The organism is Streptomyces boluensis (genome assembly GCF_009908195.1).
Taxonomy (GTDB): Bacteria; Actinomycetota; Actinomycetes; order Streptomycetales; family Streptomycetaceae; genus Streptomyces; species Streptomyces boluensis.
The window spans coordinates 15,374-36,081 of record NZ_JAAAHS010000019.1; the positions used below are offsets into that span (position 1 = coordinate 15,374).

Annotated in this window: 19 protein-coding genes; 3 read left to right on the forward strand and 16 right to left on the reverse strand. The window is 70.4% G+C overall.

Annotated elements, in window-relative coordinates:
- Window positions 1–18 precede the first annotated feature (18 nt).
- Window positions 19–576 carry a hypothetical protein gene (locus GUY60_RS04745; protein WP_161694078.1) on the forward strand — a complete coding sequence of 186 codons (558 nt, stop codon included), beginning with the start codon at window positions 19–21 and terminating at the stop codon, window positions 574–576.
- A 91-nt stretch (window positions 577–667) separates the two neighbouring features.
- On the opposite strand, the gene GUY60_RS04750 is transcribed toward GUY60_RS04745, so the two are convergent.
- A complete protein-coding gene (locus GUY60_RS04750; protein ID WP_161694119.1) occupies window positions 668–1,921 on the reverse strand; it encodes an MFS transporter in 1,254 nt (417 codons plus the stop codon).
- 254 nt (window positions 1,922–2,175) lie between these two features.
- Here GUY60_RS04750 and GUY60_RS04755 point away from each other — a divergent pair, with 254 nt between their 5' ends.
- A complete protein-coding gene (locus tag GUY60_RS04755; protein WP_161694079.1) occupies window positions 2,176–2,745 on the forward strand; it encodes a CGNR zinc finger domain-containing protein in 570 nt (189 codons plus the stop codon).
- Between the two features lie 35 nt (window positions 2,746–2,780).
- Here the strand turns inward: GUY60_RS04755 and GUY60_RS04760 are convergent, their stop codons facing one another.
- Window positions 2,781–3,770 carry a LysR family transcriptional regulator gene (locus tag GUY60_RS04760; RefSeq protein ID WP_161694081.1) on the reverse strand — a complete coding sequence of 330 codons (990 nt, stop codon included), beginning with the start codon at window positions 3,768–3,770 and terminating at the stop codon, window positions 2,781–2,783.
- Here GUY60_RS04760 and GUY60_RS04765 point away from each other — a divergent pair.
- Complete coding sequence (locus GUY60_RS04765; RefSeq protein ID WP_161694083.1) at window positions 3,756–3,941, forward strand: hypothetical protein; 186 nt, start codon at window positions 3,756–3,758, stop codon at window positions 3,939–3,941. The two genes, GUY60_RS04760 and GUY60_RS04765, sit on opposite strands and share 15 nt — an antisense overlap.
- A 229-nt stretch (window positions 3,942–4,170) precedes the next feature.
- Here the strand turns inward: GUY60_RS04765 and GUY60_RS04770 are convergent, their stop codons facing one another.
- The 14 genes from GUY60_RS04770 to GUY60_RS04830 form a co-directional block, all read right to left on the reverse strand.
- On the reverse strand, window positions 4,171–5,463 hold the full coding sequence (locus GUY60_RS04770; RefSeq protein ID WP_161694085.1) for an ATP-grasp domain-containing protein: 1,293 nt from the start codon (window positions 5,461–5,463) through the stop codon (window positions 4,171–4,173).
- A 47-nt stretch (window positions 5,464–5,510) separates the two neighbouring features.
- Window positions 5,511–5,882: a nuclear transport factor 2 family protein gene (locus tag GUY60_RS04775; RefSeq protein ID WP_223178663.1), complete on the reverse strand. Its 372-nt coding sequence runs from the start codon at window positions 5,880–5,882 to the stop codon at window positions 5,511–5,513.
- Window positions 5,873–6,682, reverse strand: a complete 810-nt coding sequence (locus GUY60_RS04780) for a 2OG-Fe(II)-dependent halogenase WelO5 family protein (RefSeq protein ID WP_223178664.1) — start codon at window positions 6,680–6,682, stop codon at window positions 5,873–5,875. The genes GUY60_RS04775 and GUY60_RS04780 overlap by 10 nt, the downstream gene beginning before the upstream one ends.
- On the reverse strand, window positions 6,675–8,012 hold the full coding sequence (locus GUY60_RS04785; protein ID WP_161694087.1) for an ATP-grasp domain-containing protein: 1,338 nt from the start codon (window positions 8,010–8,012) through the stop codon (window positions 6,675–6,677). Before GUY60_RS04785 ends, GUY60_RS04780 begins: the two co-directional genes overlap by 8 nt.
- Entirely contained in the window at window positions 7,997–9,085 is a 1,089-nt protein-coding gene (gene metX, locus GUY60_RS04790) for a homoserine O-acetyltransferase MetX (RefSeq protein WP_223178665.1), read from the reverse strand. Before metX ends, GUY60_RS04785 begins: the two co-directional genes overlap by 16 nt.
- 98 nt (window positions 9,086–9,183) lie before the next feature.
- Window positions 9,184–12,372 carry a non-ribosomal peptide synthetase gene (locus tag GUY60_RS04795; RefSeq protein ID WP_161694091.1) on the reverse strand — a complete coding sequence of 1,063 codons (3,189 nt, stop codon included), beginning with the start codon at window positions 12,370–12,372 and terminating at the stop codon, window positions 9,184–9,186.
- 29 nt (window positions 12,373–12,401) lie between these two features.
- Window positions 12,402–13,784 carry a condensation domain-containing protein gene (locus GUY60_RS04800; RefSeq protein WP_161694093.1) on the reverse strand — a complete coding sequence of 461 codons (1,383 nt, stop codon included), beginning with the start codon at window positions 13,782–13,784 and terminating at the stop codon, window positions 12,402–12,404.
- The gene (locus GUY60_RS04805) at window positions 13,781–15,076 is read right to left on the reverse strand and encodes an MFS transporter (RefSeq protein ID WP_312866185.1); all 1,296 of its coding nucleotides are present in this window, start codon (window positions 15,074–15,076) and stop codon (window positions 13,781–13,783) included. The genes GUY60_RS04800 and GUY60_RS04805 overlap by 4 nt, the downstream gene beginning before the upstream one ends.
- A 26-nt stretch (window positions 15,077–15,102) precedes the next feature.
- Window positions 15,103–15,948 carry an aKG-HExxH-type peptide beta-hydroxylase gene (locus GUY60_RS04810; RefSeq protein ID WP_161694096.1) on the reverse strand — a complete coding sequence of 282 codons (846 nt, stop codon included), beginning with the start codon at window positions 15,946–15,948 and terminating at the stop codon, window positions 15,103–15,105.
- Window positions 15,949–15,999: 51 nt separating this feature from the next.
- Window positions 16,000–16,896 carry an aKG-HExxH-type peptide beta-hydroxylase gene (locus GUY60_RS04815; RefSeq protein WP_161694098.1) on the reverse strand — a complete coding sequence of 299 codons (897 nt, stop codon included), beginning with the start codon at window positions 16,894–16,896 and terminating at the stop codon, window positions 16,000–16,002.
- A gap of 118 nt (window positions 16,897–17,014) precedes the next feature.
- The gene (locus GUY60_RS38190) at window positions 17,015–17,170 is read right to left on the reverse strand and encodes a hypothetical protein (protein WP_187369931.1); all 156 of its coding nucleotides are present in this window, start codon (window positions 17,168–17,170) and stop codon (window positions 17,015–17,017) included.
- Between the two features lie 163 nt (window positions 17,171–17,333).
- A complete protein-coding gene (locus GUY60_RS04820) occupies window positions 17,334–18,527 on the reverse strand; it encodes an MFS transporter (RefSeq protein WP_161694100.1) in 1,194 nt (397 codons plus the stop codon).
- Between the two features lie 146 nt (window positions 18,528–18,673).
- Window positions 18,674–18,928 carry a hypothetical protein gene (locus GUY60_RS04825; RefSeq protein WP_161694102.1) on the reverse strand — a complete coding sequence of 85 codons (255 nt, stop codon included), beginning with the start codon at window positions 18,926–18,928 and terminating at the stop codon, window positions 18,674–18,676.
- 53 nt (window positions 18,929–18,981) lie between these two features.
- On the reverse strand, window positions 18,982–20,526 hold the full coding sequence (locus GUY60_RS04830) for an MFS transporter (protein WP_161694104.1): 1,545 nt from the start codon (window positions 20,524–20,526) through the stop codon (window positions 18,982–18,984).
- Window positions 20,527–20,708 lie beyond the last annotated feature (182 nt).

The window sequence follows — 20,708 nt, forward strand, 5'->3', positions numbered from 1 at the left end:
CGGCCCGATAGTGAGGCTATGGGTGTTCCAAGCGAGCCGATTCCCCCTGGCCAGCAACGACAAGCCGGACGCAGCTGGGCGGACTGGATCACGGTGGCAGTCGCTGTGCTTGCGCTGGTCGTGTCTCTGGTGAGCTTCAACCACTCTCGACAAGCCGCGAAGGACGCCAATGAAGCCAAGAAACACGAAGATGCGATCAAGGTTGGCTTCTGGCGGCAGGACTACGCCAACCCGCAGGTACTGCACGTAATCAACCGCAACTCCTTCGACCTCGAAGACGTGACGGTCCGCTTCAAGGACGGCTACTTCATCAAGGTGGGCCTGGTCCCCTCCTGCCAGACATGGACTCTGGCCGGGTTCGACATCCCCGGCGAGCAACCCAACTCCCCGTACACCCTGAAGTTTCCGGCCCGGCTGGATTTCAAGGATCAGGAGAGCCCTCGTAACACCTGGACCATCACCGACAAGCCGCCCCAGCGACAGAAGACTCCGCCATCCCTACCCAGCGACAAGGACCTGACGGAGCAATTCCGGACGCACATGGTGGGCCCATATTTCACCGGCTGCGCAACGTAGCCCGCCCTGTACCTGAGCCTGGAGCGCGGCTGCCCCGCCTCGTACGCGGGACTCGTCGCCGCCACGTTCATGCCGCGGCCCGGCGCGCCGCTCAGGCGGCGCCCCGCCCCCGCTCGTCCTCGAAGACCCCCGCAAGCGTGCCCGGCGTGACCACGCGCAGGAACGGCACGATCGTGACGGCGGCCGCCGCGGCGAAGAGCAGGAACGCGGTGCGCATGCCGAGCCATTCGGCGAGCAGGCCCATCAGGCCGGCGCCGACGGGCATGGCGCCCCAACTGAACAGCCGGGTCACCCCGTTGAAGCGGCCCAGCATGGCGTCGGGCACAAGGCGCTGCCCGATCGTGCGGGCGTTGACCGTCCATACGGTGCCGCCCATGCCGCCGGCGAAGGCCGCGGCCGTGACGGCCCAGAGGCTGGTGGTCAGCGCGGGCACGGCCATCATCGCGAGGGTGCCGACGAGGTCGGCGAACATCACCCAGCGGCGGCCGAAGAAGCGGTTCAGCCAGGTGACGGTGGTGGCGCCGACGAGGCCGCCGATGCCGAGAGCGCTCAGGACCGTGCCGTACTCGCTGGGTGTCAGACCCATGGTCCGGGTGGCGAACAGCGGCATCAGGGCCAGCCAGGCACCCCAGCAGGCGCACAGGGCGGTCAGGATCAGGGCCATGGTGCGCAGCAGCCGCTGCTGCCACAGATAGCGCAGGCCGTCGGCGATCTGGGAGTTGACGGTCTCGGGCGCGGCGCCGCCCGCCGCGTTCCGGGCGGCCCGGAAGCGCCCGGTGAGCAGGATCAGGACGAGGGCCGCGGCGAGGTAGGACACCCAGGTCACGCCGAGGGCGACACCGGCGCCCGCGGCGAGCAGGAGGCCGCCGACGAAGGGACCGCAGAACTCGTTGCAGACCGTCTCGGCACCGGCGATCCAGGTGTTGGCGCGTTCCCGTCCGGCGGGCGGCACCACGGCCGGGATCAGGGCGGCGGCCGCGGTCAGGGCGATCACCTCGGCGACGCCGAGAACGGCACCGGCCGCGCAGAGCACGGTGATGGAAAAGGTCCCGGACAGGGCGACCTGGATCAGCGTGCCGACGGCGAGCAGCCGCAGCGCGTTGGCCCCCCACAGGAGCCGGCGGCGATCGACGCGGTCGACCAGGACACCGACGTGCAGGGCGACGAGGAGCCAGGGCAGCGACAGGCTGAGCGAGACGGCCGCGACCTGCGCGGGGGAGCCGGAGGCCTGGGTGGCGAGCAGCGGCAGGACGACCTTCGTGACGCCGTCCGCGAGGTTGGTGACCGCGGTGAACACCAGCAGGACCACGGTGTTGCGGGTACCGCGCGGAGTCTGCTTCGCCATGCCCGGCACCGGCACCGGCACCGGGGCGGCCTCGACGGGCGGCGCGTCCCCCGCCGGCGCTCCCGCGGTCTTCACGGCTTGGTCGCTCATCAAGTTCCCCTAACCGGCTAATGGCTTTACTGGTGAGACCGAGGGCATGAGTGTGGCACGGGTCCGGTTCACTTGGCTACCCGGCAAACCGTTTAGCTGGTTACATCGGGTGTAGGCTCGTCAGATACGAGTTCAGATACGAGTCGGATACGAGGAGGTGGCTCATGACCGAAGCCCCGGCATCGGCCCGACTGGTCGAGGCCTTCGCCAACACGGTCGACGTGGAGCTCGGCACCGACGACCTGGACACGGCGACTCAGCTCTCCGCCTGGCTGACCGACCGCGGCCTCCTCGACCGCGGCCGCCGCGTCACCGCCGCCGACCACGCCCTGGCCCTGCGCCTGCGCGCCGGCATCCGCGAGGAACTCGGCGTCCATGTCGGGGACACCGCCGACCCGCGACACCTCGCCGACGCCGACGAGGCACTGCGCGAACTGCCCGTGTACATCACGGTCCGCGGCGGTACGAGGCACAGCGCCCTGACCCCCGACCCGGACCTCACACCCGCCCGGCACGCCCTCGCCGAGGTCGCCGTCGCCTGGAGCGACCTGGTCGTCACCGGCGACGCCGCCCGCCTCAAACGCTGCGCCGAACACGCCTGCGCCTGGGTCTTCTGGGACGTGTCCAAGAACCGCAGCCGCCGCTGGTGCTCGATGCGGATCTGCGGCAACCGGGCCAAGGCCAGGAGGTACGCGGCGAAGCAGGCCACCACCACGGCGACCGCCACCGGCTGACCGGGCGCACGCCCGACTCAACCGGGTCGCCCGGCTCAACCGGCGGCCTGCAACGGCCGGTTGGCGTACGCGCCCTGGCGCGCACCCTCGTACCCGCCCCGGTGGCCGACCTCGTAACCGTCCTCGTACCCGTCCTGCTCCGTCATCACCTGCCGCGCCGTGGTGAGCACCGTGTGGAACAACGTGTCGTCGTCCAGGCCACGGCGCCACACACACTGCGCGTACACCTCGAACGCCGGGCGCCAGGCGATCCGCCGCAGCCGGCCGAGCCGCAGCTCCTCCGCGACCGTGACCTCGGGCAGCAGCGCCATGCCGATGCCGTCGCCGACGCTGCGCTTGACCGCGTCGACCGAGCCGAGCCCCAGCACGCAGCCCGGCTCCGCACCCACCGCGGCCAACTCCGCCTCCAGGCCGCGCTGGTAGCCGCTGCTGCGATGCGCGCAGGCCAGGGTGTGCCCGGCGAGATCACGGGTCGAGCCGATCGGCACCCCGGTCAGCGGGTGCGCCGGGTGCGCCACCAGGGCCAGCCGCTCGGGGCGAAGCACCCGGTGGTGCACGGACGACGCCGCGGGCAGCTCCGTACGGGGCCCGATGAAGAAGGCGCAGTCGACCTGTTCGTCCCGCACCAGCGCCACCGGGTCGTCGTCGAGGGCCCGCAGGGTCAGGGCGAGGTTCGGGTGGCGCAGGTGCAGATGCTCGATGAGCGGAAGCAGCCGGTACGTGGTGAGACACTCGGCGGCGCCGACCACCAGCGTGGGCGGGGCGTCGGCGGAGTCGCAGACGGACTCCTTGGCGAGCTGGCTGAGATGCACGATGCGCCGTGCGTAACGCTGCAGGCGGCGGCCCGCCGGTGTGAGCCGGGCGCCCTCGGCGGTGCGCTCCAACAGCGGGGTCTCCAGGGACTGTTCGAGCGACTTGATCCGCGTGGTGACCGTCGGCTGGGCGAGCCCGAGAAGGCGGGCGGCCTGCGTGAAACTCCGGGATTCGGCGACCGCCAGAAACGCGCTGAGATGCTTGATGTTCATCCTTCAGACCACGTCCGCGCCGCGTACGGGAACCTCGATGCGAATCCCGGCATGAACCCCGGCATGAACCCCGGCATGAACCCCGGCATGAACCCCGACACGAACCCCGGCATGAACCCCGACATGAATCCCGAACCGGAAACGAAGCATGGCAACCTCAATCCTCGGTGAAAAACCTCGGCGAAAAAACCTCGATGAATCCTCGGTGAAATCACGTACGTCGACCTGACGCGATTGCGCGGAAGTCGGGGAGTGCGTGCGAAGGCCCCGTGCGTCGATGTCGATTGTTGGGGCGTACGTGCCGCCGCGCACCGGGCGGAGGCTGTCCGCTTCGTGCCGTGACCTCGATCGGCCCCGCGCCACTGGCGAATTCGACGGGTCGCGTGCGGGTGGCGCCGGATCAGACGATCTGCAGGCCCCGCTCGATCTCCTTGACACGCGCACGGTCCCGCTGGACCTGGTCCCGGTCGGCCCCGGCGAGCACCACGCGCCCGAGGACCGAGAACACGTCCGACGTCTCGGCGACCCGGCCGTCGGCGGGAACCTCCACGGTCGAGCGGGCCGCCGTGGGGAGTTGGCCGAGGTCCGCCAGGAGGTCCGGGTTCCGCAGGACACCCGAGCGGTGCGCGGTGACGAAGACCGACATCACATGGCGCCGCAGGCCGTAGCCCGGGGCGTGGTCGTACGTCCCGCCGAAGTAGGCCGTCAGACGGTCGAGTTGACTGCGTCCGGTCGCGAGCCGGGACAGGAACGGCATCTGCCCGCCGGCCGCACGGGCGTTCAGCTCGATGAGGACCGGGCCGTCCGGGCGCAGCATGATCTCGGCATGCATCGGCCCGAACCGGACGCCCAGCGCGTCGAGTACGTCCCGTGCGTAGCCGACCAGGCCCGCGCAGACCGGGTCGTCGAGGCCGAGGAACTCGACCGAGTCGTAGATACCGACCACGGACCCGACGGACCTCTTCGCGTACCGGGTGACGCCGCACACGTCGTGGACGCCGTCGACCGAGAACGTGTCGACGCTGAACTCCGTCCCCACCGCGTACTCCTGGACGAGGACCTCCCGCTCGACGTACCCGAGCGCGTTGCGGCGGCCTGCCATGGACGCGAAGGCCGCGCGGAGTCCGGGCCCCGGACGCAGGCGCCGGACGGAGTCGGTGCCGGCGCTGCGCGCGGGCTTGAGGATCACGGCCTCGGCCCGGCCGAGTCCGGTGGCGGCCAGCCACTGTTCGACCCGGCCGAAGTCGTCCGTCCGCACCTGCCGCAGGTGGGGCAGGCCCGCCTCGGCGAGCGCCTGGTGCGTCAGCGCCTTGTCGCGGCGGGCCTCGGCGAGGCCGAGCGTGTTGGCCCGGCCGGGAAAGAGCCGGGAGCACAGCAGGTCGGCGAGCGGGCCACCGGTCTCCATACCGGTCACGACCCCCGACACCCCCGCGGCCCGCAACGCCCGGCACAGGGCCGAGCCGTCGCCGTCAGCACTGTCAGAACTTTCAGTCCCGTCAGTCCCGTCAGTGCCCTCGTGGTGGAGAACGGTGTCGAAGTCCTGCGGCCGCCAGGTGTGTGCAAGGACCGCAGGCGGCTCGCTCGCCGTGGTCACGGCCACGCACGACCAGCCGAGGTCCCGGAAAGCGGGCGCGATGAGCGCCCCCGGCCCGTACGGGTCCACGACAGCGAGCAGCGGCGGGGTGGTCGTCATCTCGGTCCCAGAGGTCGCGCGGGGCGAAAGGGCCCCGGAGCCGCCGCTCAGATGGCGGCGCGGAAGAAGTAGGTGTGACGGGTGCGGATACGGTCGCCCGCGAGCGAGTACAGGTCGCAGAACCCCTCGTCCAGGGGCACCCCGGTCCGGCTCAGGCCACGGAAGCGGCCCCGGCACACGATCGACGAGCCCTCGGCGACGACCTGGTGGACCTCGTGGCGGCCGGAGGCGATGAGGCGCTCCTCGCGGTAGAAGCGCTCGACCCGGCGCAGGCCGACGAACGGCGCGTAGCCCGGCCGTTGATAGGTGCAGTCGTCGGTGAAGACCCGGCCGAGCTCCTCCCACCGGCGCCCGTCGATGACCCCGAAGAGGCCGGTCACGAAAGCCTCCGCCGAGGGCGGAGCCAGGATCAGGTCCACGACACCACGGTCCTCTCGTCGATGAATCCGAGCATTCCGGACAGCGTGGTGCGCCGTGCCGTGGCGTCACGCTCCGGTTCCACGGCGTGCACGTGCGCCCCGTTGAAGAAGTAGATGTCGCCGGGACCGATGTCGAGGTGGCAGGTCTCGACGCCGTCGAGCGAGGCGAGGGGGTACGGCGATCCGGTGTACGTGAGCCCGAGCCGGTCCCGGGTGGCGTCGTCGGGGCGGGTGTCCCAGATCCGCAGCCGTCCGCCGCGGCCGTTCTCCAGGCACACGTTCATCGCACCGATGGGACGGCCGACGACCTGCTGGATCTCGAAGTCGGCCTGCCGCGGCTCGGTGCACTGCGCCTGGTCCTCGTGCGGGGCGAGCGCGAACTCCCCGCGCCCGTGCCAGGACCGGATGAGCGCCGCGCCCGCCTCACGGCCCGCGTGCCGGGCCGGCCGGAACGTCACACCGTCCTCGGCGAGGACCCGGCCGAGCTCCGAACGGATCAGGGTGAGCGGGTCGCCGGGGACGTCGAGGACCCGGTCGAGTTCCGCGCGGTGGGCCGCCGACTCGTCCAGATAGCCGGCCGTGGTCTTGTGGTAGTGGTAGGCGCCCAGGTAGTGGCCCGGTGCGTCGGCCCCTCTGACCCTGCGCCCGGGACTCGTACGGAAGCGTTCCGCGATCGTCGAGCAGACCGCGGCGGGAACAGCCCCGCGGAACACCACGCCAAGCAGATCGCCGCGCAGCACATCCGCGACCGCGTCGGCGCGGAACGTCGCGTACTCCTCGAACCTGAAGTAGTCAGCCATGTGAACTCCCGGTGGGGACAAGGGACTTGGAGCCGTCCACGGACAGGCGCGGCCCCGGAACCCCGGCGCCCGGCCCCGCGTCGATGCCCACTGTGTCGATGCCCACCGCGTCGACGCCCACTGAGTCGACGCGCACCGTGTCGATACGCACCGTGTCGAGCACCGCCGCACACGCCTCCTCCGCCGCCGCGACATCCGCGCCGGCGGCCAGGACGTAGCAGCCGACCCGGTCACGGGTGACCCCGTCGACGACGGCGCCGACGCTGTCGCCGACCTCGGCGCCGATCCGTATCCGCAGCTCGGGCGCGGCCGCCGTCGCTTCCTCGACGCCCGAGATCGCCACGACGCGGCCCGGCGCGGGCAGGATGTGCCGGATCGCCGCACCGCGCGTGCCCAGGTCCGTCATACGGGGCAGCGGCTCGATGCCCAGCGGCACCGTGACGGAGAGCCGGGTGACGTCGAGCCCGAACGCCATCTCCATCAGCTCGTGGAGGCGCTCGCCGCCCATGCGGTTGTGCGACTCGATGATGCGCGGCCCGGACGGGGTGAGCCGCACCTCGGAGTGGGTGGGGCCCTCGGTGAGCCCCACCGCGTCGAGGAGCTCCGCGACGACCTCGTGGATCTGCCCGGTCACCTCGGGTGGCAGAGCGGCCGGCATGGAGTGGCCCAGCTCGTAGAAACCGTCGCTGAGCAGCGTGTTGGTGATGGCGACGACATGATGCCGGCCCTCCCAGAGGAACCCTTCGACGCTGAACTCCGGCCCCTCGAGGAACTCTTCGGCCAGCGCCTCGCCACGGCCCAGGGCCCGCAGCCGCGCCCAGCCCTCCCGGATCCCGTCCAGGTCCGCCGCCCGGAACACGCCGATGCTGCCCGCCGAGTCCGTCGGCTTCACGAACACCGGACCGTCCAACTCCCGCCAGAACTGCACGAGTTCACTGCAACTGCGCACCACCCGGTGGCGTACGGCGGTGCCCGCGCCCCGTTCGGCGAGCCTGCGCCGCATGGCCGCCTTGTCCTTGAGGAGTCGCACGGATTCCACGGAGTTCCCGCCGAGGCCGAGCAGCGCATTCAGCCGCGCGGCCGGCACGAGGCCGTTCTCCGTCAGGGAGAAGACCCGGTCGAAGGGGCGCTCCCGGTGCCGCTCCACGACGAGCCGCTGAACCGTCTCGTAGTCGTTCTTGAAGTCGGCTTCGAGGATTTCCGTGCAGTACTTCTCCGACCCCGGTGCGGCCCCGCCGGGGTTGTGCACCAGGACCACCTCGAGCCCCGCCTCGTGGGCGGCCCGCAGGATCTCGACGATGCCGCCGATGACCACTATCCGACCGTGCATGACCGTCGCCTTCCGTCCTTGGGGAGTTGGGGCGCGGCGCTCAGGAACGCGCCGATACGGGCCGCGAGTTGGGGCAGCTCGAGGATCGCCGCGTCGTGCCCCGCCTCCGTCTCGGTTTCGTGGTGGTGTTCGGCGCGGACGCCGCGCTCGGCGAGCCCGCGCGCCATGTGCACGCTGTGCTCACGGCCGAACCGCCGGTCCCCGCGCAGACTGGCGAGCAGGACACCCGGAACCTCCGGAACGCGGCCGAGCACCGAGGGGCGGGCGAACGCGTCGAAGCGGTCCATCGCGTCGAGCAGAGTCAGATACGAGTTGGCGTCGAACCGGTCGACGAACTTGGCGCCCTGATGGTCCAGATACGGCGCGATCGCCGCAGGACCCGAGCGCGGCCCGGACACCTCGTGGCCGAAGCGCCGCTCAAGCTCGGGCTCCGAGAGGTACGTGAGGTGCCCGATCATCCGGGCCGTCGCAAGGCCGGACCGCGGGCCCGCGCCCGGCGCGTAGTGGCCGCCGCGGAAGTCCGCGTCGTGCCGCACGGCGGACCGGGCCACCGCGTTCCAGCAGCGGTTGTCCGCCGAGAGCCGCGCCGTCCCGGCGACGGCCACGAACGTCGCGGCGTCACCGGGACGGTCCAGAAGCCACTGGAGCACCTGGCTGCCGCCCATGGAAGGACCGACGACCGCGTGCAGACGCCCCACGCCGAGCGCGTCGAGGAGCCTGCGGTGCACCGCGACCATGTCGGCGATGTCGACGGCGGGAAAGCCGGGCCCCCACCGCCGGCCGTCCGCCCGCGGTGACGTGGGCCCCGTCGTGCCCGAGCAGCCGCCGAGCACATTGGCGCAGACGACGAAGTACCGGTCCGTGTCGATGGTGCGTCCGGGGCCCACCATCGCGTCCCACCAGCCCGGCCGGTCACCCGGACCGTGCGCGGCGACATGCGCGTCGCAGGTCAGCGGATGGCAGACGAACACGGCATTGGTGCCGTCGTACGACCCGTACGTCTCATAGGCGACGTCGACCCGCTCCAGGCTCTCCCCGGACCGCAGCACCAGCGGCTCGCTCCGGTCAGCCACGCGCAGCAGCCTTGATACGTACGGGAGTTGAGGGAGCGCTTCCGGCGGTGGCAGCGGCGAATTCAGCGCGGGTGCGAGGCTGGGTGCGAGGCTCATCGTCACCGGCCCCCCTGCCCGCCCGCGCCCGCCGACCGGATCTGCTCGGCGAGCGACGCGATCGTGGGGCTGCGGAAGAACGACCTGAGCGCGATCTCCACCCCGTGCTCCTCGCGTACGCGGGACAGCGCCGTGAACACCATCAGCGAGTGCGCGCCCAGCTCAAGGAGCGACGCGTCGCGCTCCACCGACTCCACCGCGAGCAGCTCGGCCCACATCGCGGCGAGCCCGCGCTCCACCGCATCGGTGTGCACCACGGCGGGCCCGGCGGTACCACCCGGCGTACGGGCGGCGGTGAACTCCGCCTCGTGGCGGGTGAGCAGCGCCGCCCGGTCGACCTTGCCGTTGGGCGTCATCGGGACCGCGTCGGCCCACACCATCCAGCGCGGCACCATGTAGTCGGGCAGGCGGCCGACCAGCGCCTCCTTGACCGTGCCGAGCACCCGCTCGGGGTGCGCACCGTCCGACGCGACCAGGAACAGCGCCAGTTCGGGCCCGGAGGCCGTGCCCTTCACCGCGGCGACCGCCTTGGCGACACCGTCGACGGCGAGCGCGGACGTCTCGATCTCCCCGAGCTCCACCCGGTACCCGCGGATCTTCACCTGCTCATCGGTACGCCCCAGGAAGTGCAGCACCCCGTGCTCGTCCCGGACGACCTGGTCGCCCGTCCGGTACACCCGGCCGCCCGGCACGCGCGGGTCCGCGATGAAACCGCGGGCGGTCTGCTCCGGCGCGCCCAGATAGCCCTTCGCCGGGCAGACCCCGCCCAACTGCAGTTCCCCGCGCACCCCGGCGGGCGCGAGGTGCCCGGTGACATCCACGACGTAGCCGTGAACTCCCGTGATCGGCAGGCCGATCGGCGCATGCGCGGGCCAGTCGGTGTCCGCCGCCATCCGGTGCGTCGTCACGGCGTGCGTCTCGGTGGGCCCGTACAGGTTGACCAATTCCAGGTGCGGCCGGGAGCGGAAGAACGCGCGCACCACGTCGTCCACGAACAGCTGCTCACCGGAGACACACACATGCCGCAGCCGGGTGAGAGGCATGTCCCGGTCGGCGGCCGCCTGCACGAACGGCCGCAGCGCCGCCACCGGCAGGTACACATGGGTCACCGCCGACTCCTCGACGCGCGCCACCAGTTCGGGGAAGTCCCGGCGGTCGGCGTCCCCCCGCGAGATCACCGTGCCGCCCGCGGCGAGCGTCGGGAAGATCTCCTGGAACGACACGTCGAAGCCCATCGGCGCGTACTGCAGGAACCGGGTCGACGCGTCCATGGACAGCGCGTCGAGCTGCCAGGCGGTCAGGTTCAGGAGCGGCCCCTCGCCCATGTCGATGGCCTTGGGGCGGCCCGTCGAACCCGAGGAGAACATCACGTACACGGACCGGTCCTCGGCACGCTCCGGCAGCGCGTGGTCCTGGGGTCCGGCGCCCTCGCCGAGCGCCGCGAGCTCCGCGGGCGCCACCGTGCGTACGCCGAAGGCATCCCCTGAGTCCTCCGACACGACGAGCCGGCACCCGGCCGCGTCCAGCATGTACGCGATGCGGTCCGCGGGCAGGCCGCGGTCGCAGGGCAGATACGTCGCGTCGGCCCGCAGCACCGCCAGGATCACCGCGACGGTCCGCGCCGCACTCCCGGACGTGACCCCGACGACCTCGCCAGGACGCACCCCGGCCCGCCGCAGCCCCACCGCCAGACGGGCCACCTCGTCCTCCAACTCCCCATGCGTCAGGCTGCCTTCGGGCCCCTCCACGGCGACGGCGTCCGGCGCGGCGAGCGCGGCCTGCCGCAGCCACGTCGTCAGTGAACCGGCCGCGGGCACCGGCCACGCGCCCTCGGCGGGCGCGGCCGGCACCGGCACCGGGGCGTCGTCGAAAAGCGCGGACACCGGCGCGGCGGGGCGCTCGGCCGCGCGCACAAGTGCGGTACGCAGCGAGGCGATCAGGCCGTCCGCCACGGCGTGAGGGATCAGCTCCGTGTCGTACTCCAGCTCCAGACGGCGGCCCTCGCCGACGGGCGTCACCCCCAGCCAGAGGTCGAACTTGGCGGTGCCGTTGCCGTGTTCACGTACCGCGACGACCTGCCCGCCCGGCGCGGGCGACAGGTCGTCCTGCATGGCGAGCATGCTGGAGAACACCGGGTTGCGGTTGCTCGAACGGTCCGGCTGGGTGTGCTCGACGATCTGGTTGAAGCTCACCGCCGAACGCGAACGGGCCGTCGCCACCACCGGCCGGACCGTGCCGCGGGCGTACGCCTCGAACGGCCGGTCCCAGTCGACCGCGAGCCCCAGCGGCAACGTGTTCACGAAGAACCCGCACAGCTCGAACGACCCCACCGTCCTGCGGGCCGTGAACGGGCTGCCGATCACCACGGACTCCGCGGCCGCGTGCCGGGCGACGACCGCGCCGTAGACGGCGAGCAGGAACTCGTACTCGGTCAGCTCCAGTTCCTTCACGGCCCGCGCCAGGGCGGCCGTCTCGGCCGGGTCGAGCAGCCACTCGCGGCGCGCCCCGGCGAAAGAGGTCTCGGCGGGGCGGTGCGGCACCGGGTTGAGGACCGTCGCGGTGCCCGGCAGCTCCGCCGCCCAGGCACGGGCGGCGGCCGCCGTCTCCGGCTCGGCACTCACCCGCCGCTGCACCTCGGCCTCCCGCACCAGGGCGTCGGCCCTGCGGCGGGCGAGCCGGGCGACGTCCGCGGCCGTGCGCCGCCCGGCCAGGGCCTCTTCGAGGTCCTGTACGAAGGGACGTACGGAGATCGCGTCGAAGACCAGATGGTGCACCACGAACAGCAGCACCGTCCGCGCGGGCGAACACAGCAGCGCGAAGCGGTACAGCGGCCCGTGCGCCAGGTCCCAGGTGTGCGCGCCGAGCTTCGCCACCGCCTCGGCCACCGCCGCGTCCGACGCGTCGGCACCGGACTCGAACGGCAGGCTCCACACATCCGGTACGGGAGCGACCCGGGCGTGCGGTTCCGGCGCACCGTGGAACGTCTGGCGCAGCGCGGGCTGCACCGTCACGACGGCGGCGAGCGCGGACCGTACCGCGTCCGGGCCGGTACCGGGGGCCAGCTCCAGCTCGAAGACGCTGTTGTACAACTGGCCCACCGGCACCAGCTGGTCGACGACGAGCAGGCTGCGCTGGGACTCCGTGACCGGCACCCGCAGCAGGGGCGTCGTCGGGGAGGCGGACTGGTCCACGGCGTACTCCAAGGTGTCGGGCCCGGCCGTCAGGCCCGTGCCCGGTCGGGAACCAACGTGCCGAGCGGCAGGTCGGGTTGCAGGGCGAAGGCCGCGGTCAGCTCGGTGAAATCGGCCATCCAGCGGCGCATGATCTCGGGGCGGAACAGGTCACGGCGGTAGAGCGCGAACCCGTCGATGCCGTCGTCGGACTCGGTCAGCGTCAGCACCAGATCCGTCAACGCCACCTGCACCGACTCGAAGTGCAACCGCGCCGACACACCGGGCAGGCCGGCCACCTTGTCGAAGTCGAAGGTCTGCATGGCGACGGCCGCGCACGGCGGCCGCGTCGTGGTCCAGCCGTCCTCCTCGACCAACGTGTCCAGGAGGTCCATCACGGGCAGCTCCGTGTGCTCCAGGGCGTCGAAGAACCGGTCGGCCGTCCGCTCGACCAGGGCCTTGAACGTGTCGCCCTCGCGGATCTCCACCAGGAGCAGGATCGGCCCCGAAAGGCAGGTCACCGCCCGGTCGTCGGCCGCGGAACGGTTGAAGAACGGGACGGAGAGCACCAGGTCGCGCTGCCCGGTGAGCCCGGACAGGAACGCCGCGACCGCCGACGCCGCGGCCACGAACACCGTCGCCCCGCACGCCGCGGCCGTCTTCCGGAGCGCCTGGTACACGTCCCGGCCGATCCGCACCGGCTCCGTGGCACCGGCCCCGATGAAACCCTCCGGACGCGGCAACTCGCCGGGCAGATCCAGGACTTGGGTGTGCCCGCGCAGCACGTCACGCCAGTAACGGATGTTGTCCCGCGCCCGCCGCTCGGCGTCCTCGGTGCGCTGCAGCCGCGCACAGTCCGCGCTCTGCACCGGCTCGGGCAACGCGCGCGGCTCCCCGCCGCCCAGGCCGTTCGCGTACAGCACGGCCAGCTCCTCCAGCATGACGCGCAGCGCCCAGCCGTCGACGGCGATGTGGTGGTAGGCGAGAAACAGATGCCACACGTCGGCGTCCGTGCGCAGCAGCGCCGTACGCAGCAGATGGCCCTCCTCGATGTCGAACGGCTCCCCGTTCATCCGCTCGGCGAGCCGCCGCACCGCGTCGGCGCGCTCCGCCACCGGCAGCTCCGTGACATCGATCAGCTCGAACCGGGCCGGCCGCGGCGCGTCCACCACCTGCTGCGGCGGCCCGTCACCACCGGCCAAGTAGCGGCTGCGCAAGGCATGGTGACGGATGATCAGCCCGTCGAGAGCGTCTTTGAGCGCCTCGGGCCGCAGCTCACCGGTCAGCTCCAGACGCACGACGGTGGTGTACGAGGTGGGGTACGGGCAGTCGCGCATGCGCCGCATCATCTGGCGCTGCTCGTTGGTGAGGGGCGCGGCGTCCTGAGTGAGGGGCGCGGCGTCCGGGGTGAGGGGCGCGGTGTCCTGGTTCATACGGCCTTCTCCTCGGCAGTCGCCGGCTCCGCGGCGGGTGCTTCCTCGTCGGGTGGTGTTTTCGTCAGGTCACCGAAGATCCCGTCGAGGACCTTCGGCGTCAGCGTGCTGAGGAACGGGACGACGAGCAGCAGGATCGGCGGCGCGAACAGCGCGAGCGCCGCCCGCGGCCCGATCAGCTCACCGAGCACCCCCGCCACCCCGGCGCCCACCGGCATCGCGCCCAGGGAGAACACCCGGGCGGTGGCACTGAACCGGCCGCGCATGCCGTCCGGCACCAAGTACTGGCTGATGGTGCGGGCGTTGACGGACCACAGGACCCCGCCGAACCCGCCGGCGAAAGCGGCCGCGCCGACGACCCAGATGTTGGCGGAGAGCAGCGGCGCCACCACCATCGCGAAGGTTCCGACCAGGTCCGAGAACATCACCCAACGCCGATTGCCCAGGCGGTTCAGCCAGGCGACGCACGCCGCCCCGGCGAGACCGCCCACACCGAGCAGGCTGAGCAGCACCCCGTACTCCTCGGAGCCGAGCCGCATCTCATGCACCGCGATCAACGGCATCAGCGCGAGCCACGCACCCCAACAGGCGCACAGCACCGTGAGAACGGCCGACGTCAGACGCAACGTCCGCTGCCGCCACAGGAATTGCAGCCCCTCGACGATCTGCCGGCGCACCGGCTCGGCACCACCGCCGCCGTGCCGCTTCGCCTTCGTGGCCCCGGCCAGGAACAGCACGGTCAGCGCGGCGAACACATACGCGGCCCCGGTGGTGCCGACCGCGACACTCGTGCCGGTCGCGATGAGCAGACCGCCGACGACCGGCCCGCAGAACTCCTGCGCCACCGTCTCGATCCCGGTGACCCAGGCGTTGGTGCGCTCCCACCCGGACTTCGGGACGACGGACGGGATCAGCGCGCTGATGGCCGTGGCCGCGACCACATCCGCCACCCCCAGGACGAAACCCAGGGTGTACAGGACGGGCAGGGTCGCGCCGCCGATGGACGCGTAGCCGAGCAGGACACCCAGGCAGGAGATCCTGACCACGTTGGAGAGCAGCAGCAGGGAGCGTCTGTCGTGCCGGTCCACGAGCACGCCGACATGGAACGAGAGCAGCAGCGTCGGCAGCATCAGCATCACCGACAGCGTGCTGAGCGCCATCGGCGAGGCGGTGAGGCCCGCGCCCATCAGCGGAAGAACGACCTTGAGCACACCATCGGCCAGGTTGGTCACCGCGGTGAAGACCAGGATGGCAAGACTGTTGAATCTGTCGCTGCGAAGCGAGGTGACCACGGGATTCCCCTGGGTGGACGGCCGGATCAGAGCGCCGCGAGCCGCTTCCCCGCGGACTCGACGAGCTGGAACATCCGGTCCTTGACGATGTCCTCCTGCCACGTGGGCAGGGTGGTGAGCGCGTCGTACGACTCCGTGGCCCGGTCCAGCATGGACTGCGTGGAACCGTGCAGCCGGTACTCCAACCCGGCCTCCAGACCATGCTGGTGACGCCACGTCAGAATCTCGGTGGCGACGAGAAGGCTGTGCACCACCGCGGGCAGGGTGCGCTCGTCCTTACGGATGGCGGACCGCAGCAGCACCTGGTCCGCGCCGGCCTGGAAGTGGCCCTTGGCCCGCTCGTCGAGGAACAGCGCCGTGTGCGTGAACTCGTGCAGATACGCCTCGGCCACATCGTTCGTGTGCCAGTGCTCGTCAGGAACGATCAGGGTGGCGCCGATCGCGTTGCGCTCCGACATGGAACCCGCCCACGCGGCCGACATCGTGAACACGGTGTGGGTGAGCAGCGACATCAGCGTGGCGAGCTCGGCGTCACGCTCGGCGATGAACGCGGCGCCCTCACGGCACCGGTCCAACTGCCAGGCGGGCGTGGCCGGACGGTCCGTATCCGCATGCCCGAAGACAGCACCGAGCACATCGATCTCCGGCGACGTGTCCGTGTACAGCGTCACGGGCGGACCGTCCACCCGATCTCCCGATATACGCGTCCGCAGATAGTCCGCATACGCGCCCGCGGGGGCCAGCGCCACAAGCAGCTTCAAGTAGGCGGCGCGCAGCGACTGTTGAGTCACCGCACCCTCGCCCTCGAGATACGGATGACTGAGCACGGCGGAGTTCCGCAGCACTTCCTGGCTTCCCTCGAGGTGGTACATGAGAACTCCCTTTCCAGAGGATTCCGTTGCGTCCGTTCCGGAACTCCGGTCCTACGCCGAGATCTCGGCCAGCCGCTTCCGGCACAGCTCAAGAATCTCGATCGGACGCGGCTGAAGCAGCTTCTCCAGGGGGAGTTCAAATACTTCGTCGAGGCTCGCCGCGACACCGTCACGGAGTTCATCGCTCTGCGGATGCAGACTGAGCACGGTGTCCGCGTAGCCCGGAATACGATTGTCCTGACGAGCAAGGAGAACCTCAGTACCCACCACAATGCTGTGCAGCACCTTGTCGAGCGGCCGCCGGTCCTTGCGAATAGCGGACCGGGTCAGATACTGATCCTCCATCAGGAGATCCATGTTCCGGTAGAAACCGAAACGGCGCTCCTCGAGAAACAGCGTGTGGTGAATGAATTCGTGCAGCAGAAACTCCTGCACATCGATGCTGTTCCAGTGCTCCTTGGGCGCGAGCCACAGCACACCGAGCACCGTGCTCGACGTACCGCCGGCCAGACCACCGTCCGGCGCGTAGAGCAGCACGGGCACGAGCAGCTCGTACAGGGCCCGGAACTCGGGCCAGTTCTCACCGACGACCTCGAGCGCGTCAGTGATCTGCCGCCGCTTGGCGGCCAGTTCCTCCGCGCCGAACACCTGCTGCTCACGGAAGATGTCGTAGTCGACCGACGCCTCCTCCGCGATGCCCTTGAGGAAGGCGTTCCGCAGCCCCTCGTGCTCCTTGCCGTCGATCACGGCGACGGGGTACTCACCCGCCGCCTCGAAGACATCGCGCAGCACCGGCTGCATATCGCTGATCATGAGCTGGTAACCGGCGCGAAGGGCGTCGAACTGGCTCTCGGCGACCGGGAATTGCTGCTGTGTCCTGCTGGCGTGAGCGGAGGAGACCACATAGGCAGTCTCAACAACACTCTGCGGGCCTTTCAGGGAAATCATTGAGATTGTCCTCGTGGTGGGTGAGTGGGCGAATTAACGGTGATCGGCCCCGTGCGGCCCGCCCTGGTCACAACCAAAACCAGGCCGAGCCGCACCGGAAGGGCAGTCAGACTGTCGCTCAGACCTTGGCGTCGAGCGCGAACATCTGAACCGGACCGAAGGTCATGCGGTCCTCTTCGAGGTTCTCGCTGACGGCCGCGGCCTCGGTGACGTCCTCGGCCGAGATCTGGCCGATGACGGAGTTGACGATCTCGTCCATCTTGAGAGAGCCCATAGCAATTCTCCTCAATAATTCGGGGATTGTCTTTCGGGTTTGCCCTTTCGAGCTGACAAGACAGTAGCGCCCACAAATAGAACCGGATGTGACCCAGGTCACACCAAATGCGGGCGCATAGAGTTTCCCAATATGAGGAGCACGGGGGCCCGTTCAGGCAGGCCTACGAGGCAACCGCGCCGGCCCCCGCCACTGCCCGCGCCCCGGCCACCCCGCTGGCCACGGCAGCCAGAGCTGCGATGCCCGCGGCGATCAGCAACGTGCCGGAGAACGTAAGAGCGTCACTCAACGGCGCGCCCACCGCTCCGGCCACCGAAATCCCGCAGAACAGCGCGCTGTTGTTCCAGCCCATCAACGCCCCCGCACTCTGCGGATAGCGGTCGAAGAGACGCCGCTGCTGAGCCGGGAAGGTCGCATAGGCGGCCAGCGCGAAGAACAGCACCACCAGCGCGAAAAGCCACGCCCGGTCGAGGTGGAAGACCCAGGCGGCGAGCGCTTCCACCACGGCGGCCGCAAGCAGAGACCCCGTAGCAAGCCGGGCAGGCCCGAGCCGGTCGGCCAACCGCCCACCCAGCATGCTTCCGGTCACCGCACCCACCCCGTAAGCCACCAGAGTCAAAGGCACCGCCGTACTGTCGCCCCGGCTCGTCAACTCCGTGCCGAGGAAGGTGTACAGCAGATACACGGCCAGCGCCCACAGCGCTGTGATCACGACGAGCACCGGACCACCCCGCGGCCTCCCCGCCCCGCGCCGCTGACCAACAGCCGCCTCCGCACTGCTGCTCGGTACCGGAACCTCCCGCCACACCCGCCAGTTCGCCACGGCGAGCAGAACCGTGGAGAAGGCAAGAACAGCGAACACGGACTGCCACCCCAGATGACGACCGAGAACATCACCCAGCGGGGCACCCGCCCACAGCGCGGACAGCAGCCCCGAACCCACAAGCGCGAGGTGAGTGGCACGCCGGTTCGCAGGAGCCGTGGCGCTGGCGAGCGCGTACACCGTCGGCCCCGTACCGGCCGCGGCCACACCCGCGACGACCCTCGCCACCACAAGCAGCGGATAGTTCGGCGCCAACGCCGTAGCGACATTGGCGACGCTGAACAACAGCAGCGAGACAACGAGCACCCGCCGACGACCGACACGGTCGGCCAACCTGCCGAGCAGCGGCGCCGTCACGAGGTAGGCCAGCGAGAACGCCGTCAGCGTCATCCCCACCGCCCCGGCCGACACGGAGAAATGCTGCTCAAGCCGGGGCATCAGCGGTGAGACGACAAAGAGATCCGTCCCCACCACGAATTGCGTCAGCCAGGCGGTGACAAGCCGCGCCTTCGCTCCGCCGTTCCGGGTACGCATCGGGTCTTCAGGCCGTTGACTACTCATGGAGCTCCTGGGGCGGCACCGGGGCCGGCGGCCACCGAGTTCGAGGCGTTCGATCTACGACGTAGCGGTACGGGCCTGCCCTGAACGAAGCTGTCCCAGCTCCTGCACGAGGACGAAATTCAGCCCTTACCCCGCTGCGGCCATATCCGGTCGAGCTTGCCCCGTATGAACGACGACATCTGCGCGTCAAGGCGCAGATGCAATTGGGTATTCCCGCAGGCTACGCAGATATAGGCGTCGAACACCGGCTTCCGCGCCCCGAATTTCCCCGCCCCCGGCCGACGCAGCCCGGCCTGCGCCACGTACTCCCCCCAGCGGACCTCACCACCGCCGCACGCCCCACAACGTCCGCTGCGCATATCCCCATCGGCCATGGGGACGAGCCTAAGGGTTCCCCCGTAATCAACGTCCTGGACCGGGGCACCGCTCACAACACGGTGCCGTTGCCCTGGAGGCGTTCCAGGTCGCTGGCTCGTGTCTGGATGACCAGGAGGGCGATCAGAGCGGCGATGACCGCGAGGATGGCGGCGACGACGAACGCACTGGAGACACCCGCGGTGAGTACGTGATCGCTCCAAGGCGCCGGGAGGTCCCCGGTCCTTTGGAAGGCGAGCTTCTGGGCCGGGGTCGCCTCCGCGAGGAACTGGGGGATCTGGTCCTCGGCCTCGTTGCGGCTGGCCGTGCCGAAGACCGTGACCAGGATGGACAGGCCGAGTGAACCGCCCACCTGCTGGGTGGCGTTGAGGACTCCGGAGGCCGCCCCCGACTCGTGCGGCGCCACACCCGACACCGCCATCAACGTCAGCGACACGAACTGCATCCCCATGCCGAAGCCGAAGACCAGCATGGGGCCGAGCAGGCTCCCCGCGTACGTACTGTCGACATCGGTCAGCGTCAGCCAGCCGAGCCCCAGCGCCGCCAGGATCGCGCCCCCGAGCATGAAGGGCTTGGGGCCCCATCTGGGCAGCAACTGCGAGGCGAACCCCGCGCCCAGCGCGATGATCGCGCTCACGGGGAGGAAGGCGAGACCGGCCCGTAGCGGGCTGAAGTGCAGCACGTTCTGCACGAAGAGGGTCAGGAAGAAGAACATCCCGAACATCGCCGCGGCCAGGCTCAGCATCATCCCGTACGTGCCGGCGCGGTTGCGGTCGCTGAACATCCACAGGGGCGTGATCGGCTGCTTCGACCGGCGCTCGATCGCGAGGAACGCGGTGAGGAGCGCGACCGCCACGCCGAAGGCCGCGAGGGTCACCCCGTCGAGCCAGCCGTCCGACGCCGCGCGGATGAAACCGTAGACGAGAGACACCATCCCCACGGTGGAGGTGAGCGCGCCGAGGAGGTCGAAGTGGCCCGGATGCCGCTCGGACTCCCGGATGTAGCGCGGCGTCGCCAGCGCGATCAACAGGCCGATGGGCACGTTGACGAAGAGAACCCAGCGCCAGTCGAGCCACTCCACGAGCAGTCCGCCCGCGAGCAGACCGATGGCGCTCCCGCCCGCCGACACGGCGGCGAACACGCCGAACGCCCGGTTCCGCTCAGGTCCTTCACGGAACGTCGTGGTGATCAGAGCAAGCGCGGTCGGGGAGGCGATGGCACCTCCGACACCCTGCAGCGAGCGCGCCGCGAGCAGTTGCCAGGATTCCTGCGAGAGCCCGCCGAGGAGGGAGGCCAGGACGAAGATCAGGATGCCGGCGATGAAGACTCTCCGGCGGCCCAGAATGTCGCCGAGACGACCGCCGAGGAGCAGCAGACCGCCGAAGGTCAGGGTGTAGGCGTTGATCACCCAGGACAGGTTCTCGGTGGAGAAGCCCAGCGAGGTCTGGATGTGCGGAAGGGCGATGTTCACGATGGTGATGTCGAGGACCACCATCAGCTGACACGAGGCGATGACGAGAAGCGCGATCCCACCGCCGCGCCCCCGCTCCGGGGATTCGCCGGCCTTCTGCACAGGTGTGGAGTCGGGGTCCGCCATGGGATTGCTTGCAGCTCAGAGTCAGCGGTGAACGGAAATGCTCACCCCATCGACGGTAGTCCGGGCCCTGCGGCCTCGCGAGTCGATCAAGGCAGCCCGGCAGGAGCCGGCAGGAGCTGGTTTCGGCTGGAACACCGAGGTCATGCGGTGCCGGCAAGCCGTTCTCGGCGAATCGTCCAGTG

Coding starts and splice junctions, on each gene's coding strand:
- GUY60_RS04825 (WP_161694102.1), bottom strand. CDS start 18,928: ATGGCCGATGGGGATATGCGCAGCGGACGTTGTGGGGCGTGCGGCGGT.
- GUY60_RS04820 (WP_161694100.1), bottom strand. CDS start 18,527: ATGCGTACCCGGAACGGCGGAGCGAAGGCGCGGCTTGTCACCGCCTGG.
- GUY60_RS38190 (WP_187369931.1), bottom strand. CDS start 17,170: ATGGGCTCTCTCAAGATGGACGAGATCGTCAACTCCGTCATCGGCCAG.
- GUY60_RS04755 (WP_161694079.1), top strand. CDS start 2,176: ATGACCGAAGCCCCGGCATCGGCCCGACTGGTCGAGGCCTTCGCCAAC.
- GUY60_RS04760 (WP_161694081.1), bottom strand. CDS start 3,770: ATGAACATCAAGCATCTCAGCGCGTTTCTGGCGGTCGCCGAATCCCGG.
- GUY60_RS04810 (WP_161694096.1), bottom strand. CDS start 15,948: ATGTACCACCTCGAGGGAAGCCAGGAAGTGCTGCGGAACTCCGCCGTG.
- GUY60_RS04745 (WP_161694078.1), top strand. CDS start 19: ATGGGTGTTCCAAGCGAGCCGATTCCCCCTGGCCAGCAACGACAAGCC.
- GUY60_RS04785 (WP_161694087.1), bottom strand. CDS start 8,012: ATGCACGGTCGGATAGTGGTCATCGGCGGCATCGTCGAGATCCTGCGG.
- GUY60_RS04765 (WP_161694083.1), top strand. CDS start 3,756: ATGCTTGATGTTCATCCTTCAGACCACGTCCGCGCCGCGTACGGGAAC.
- GUY60_RS04815 (WP_161694098.1), bottom strand. CDS start 16,896: ATGATTTCCCTGAAAGGCCCGCAGAGTGTTGTTGAGACTGCCTATGTG.
- GUY60_RS04800 (WP_161694093.1), bottom strand. CDS start 13,784: ATGAACCAGGACACCGCGCCCCTCACCCCGGACGCCGCGCCCCTCACT.
- GUY60_RS04780 (WP_223178664.1), bottom strand. CDS start 6,682: ATGGCTGACTACTTCAGGTTCGAGGAGTACGCGACGTTCCGCGCCGAC.
- GUY60_RS04750 (WP_161694119.1), bottom strand. CDS start 1,921: ATGGCGAAGCAGACTCCGCGCGGTACCCGCAACACCGTGGTCCTGCTG.
- GUY60_RS04830 (WP_161694104.1), bottom strand. CDS start 20,526: ATGGCGGACCCCGACTCCACACCTGTGCAGAAGGCCGGCGAATCCCCG.
- GUY60_RS04770 (WP_161694085.1), bottom strand. CDS start 5,463: ATGACGACCACCCCGCCGCTGCTCGCTGTCGTGGACCCGTACGGGCCG.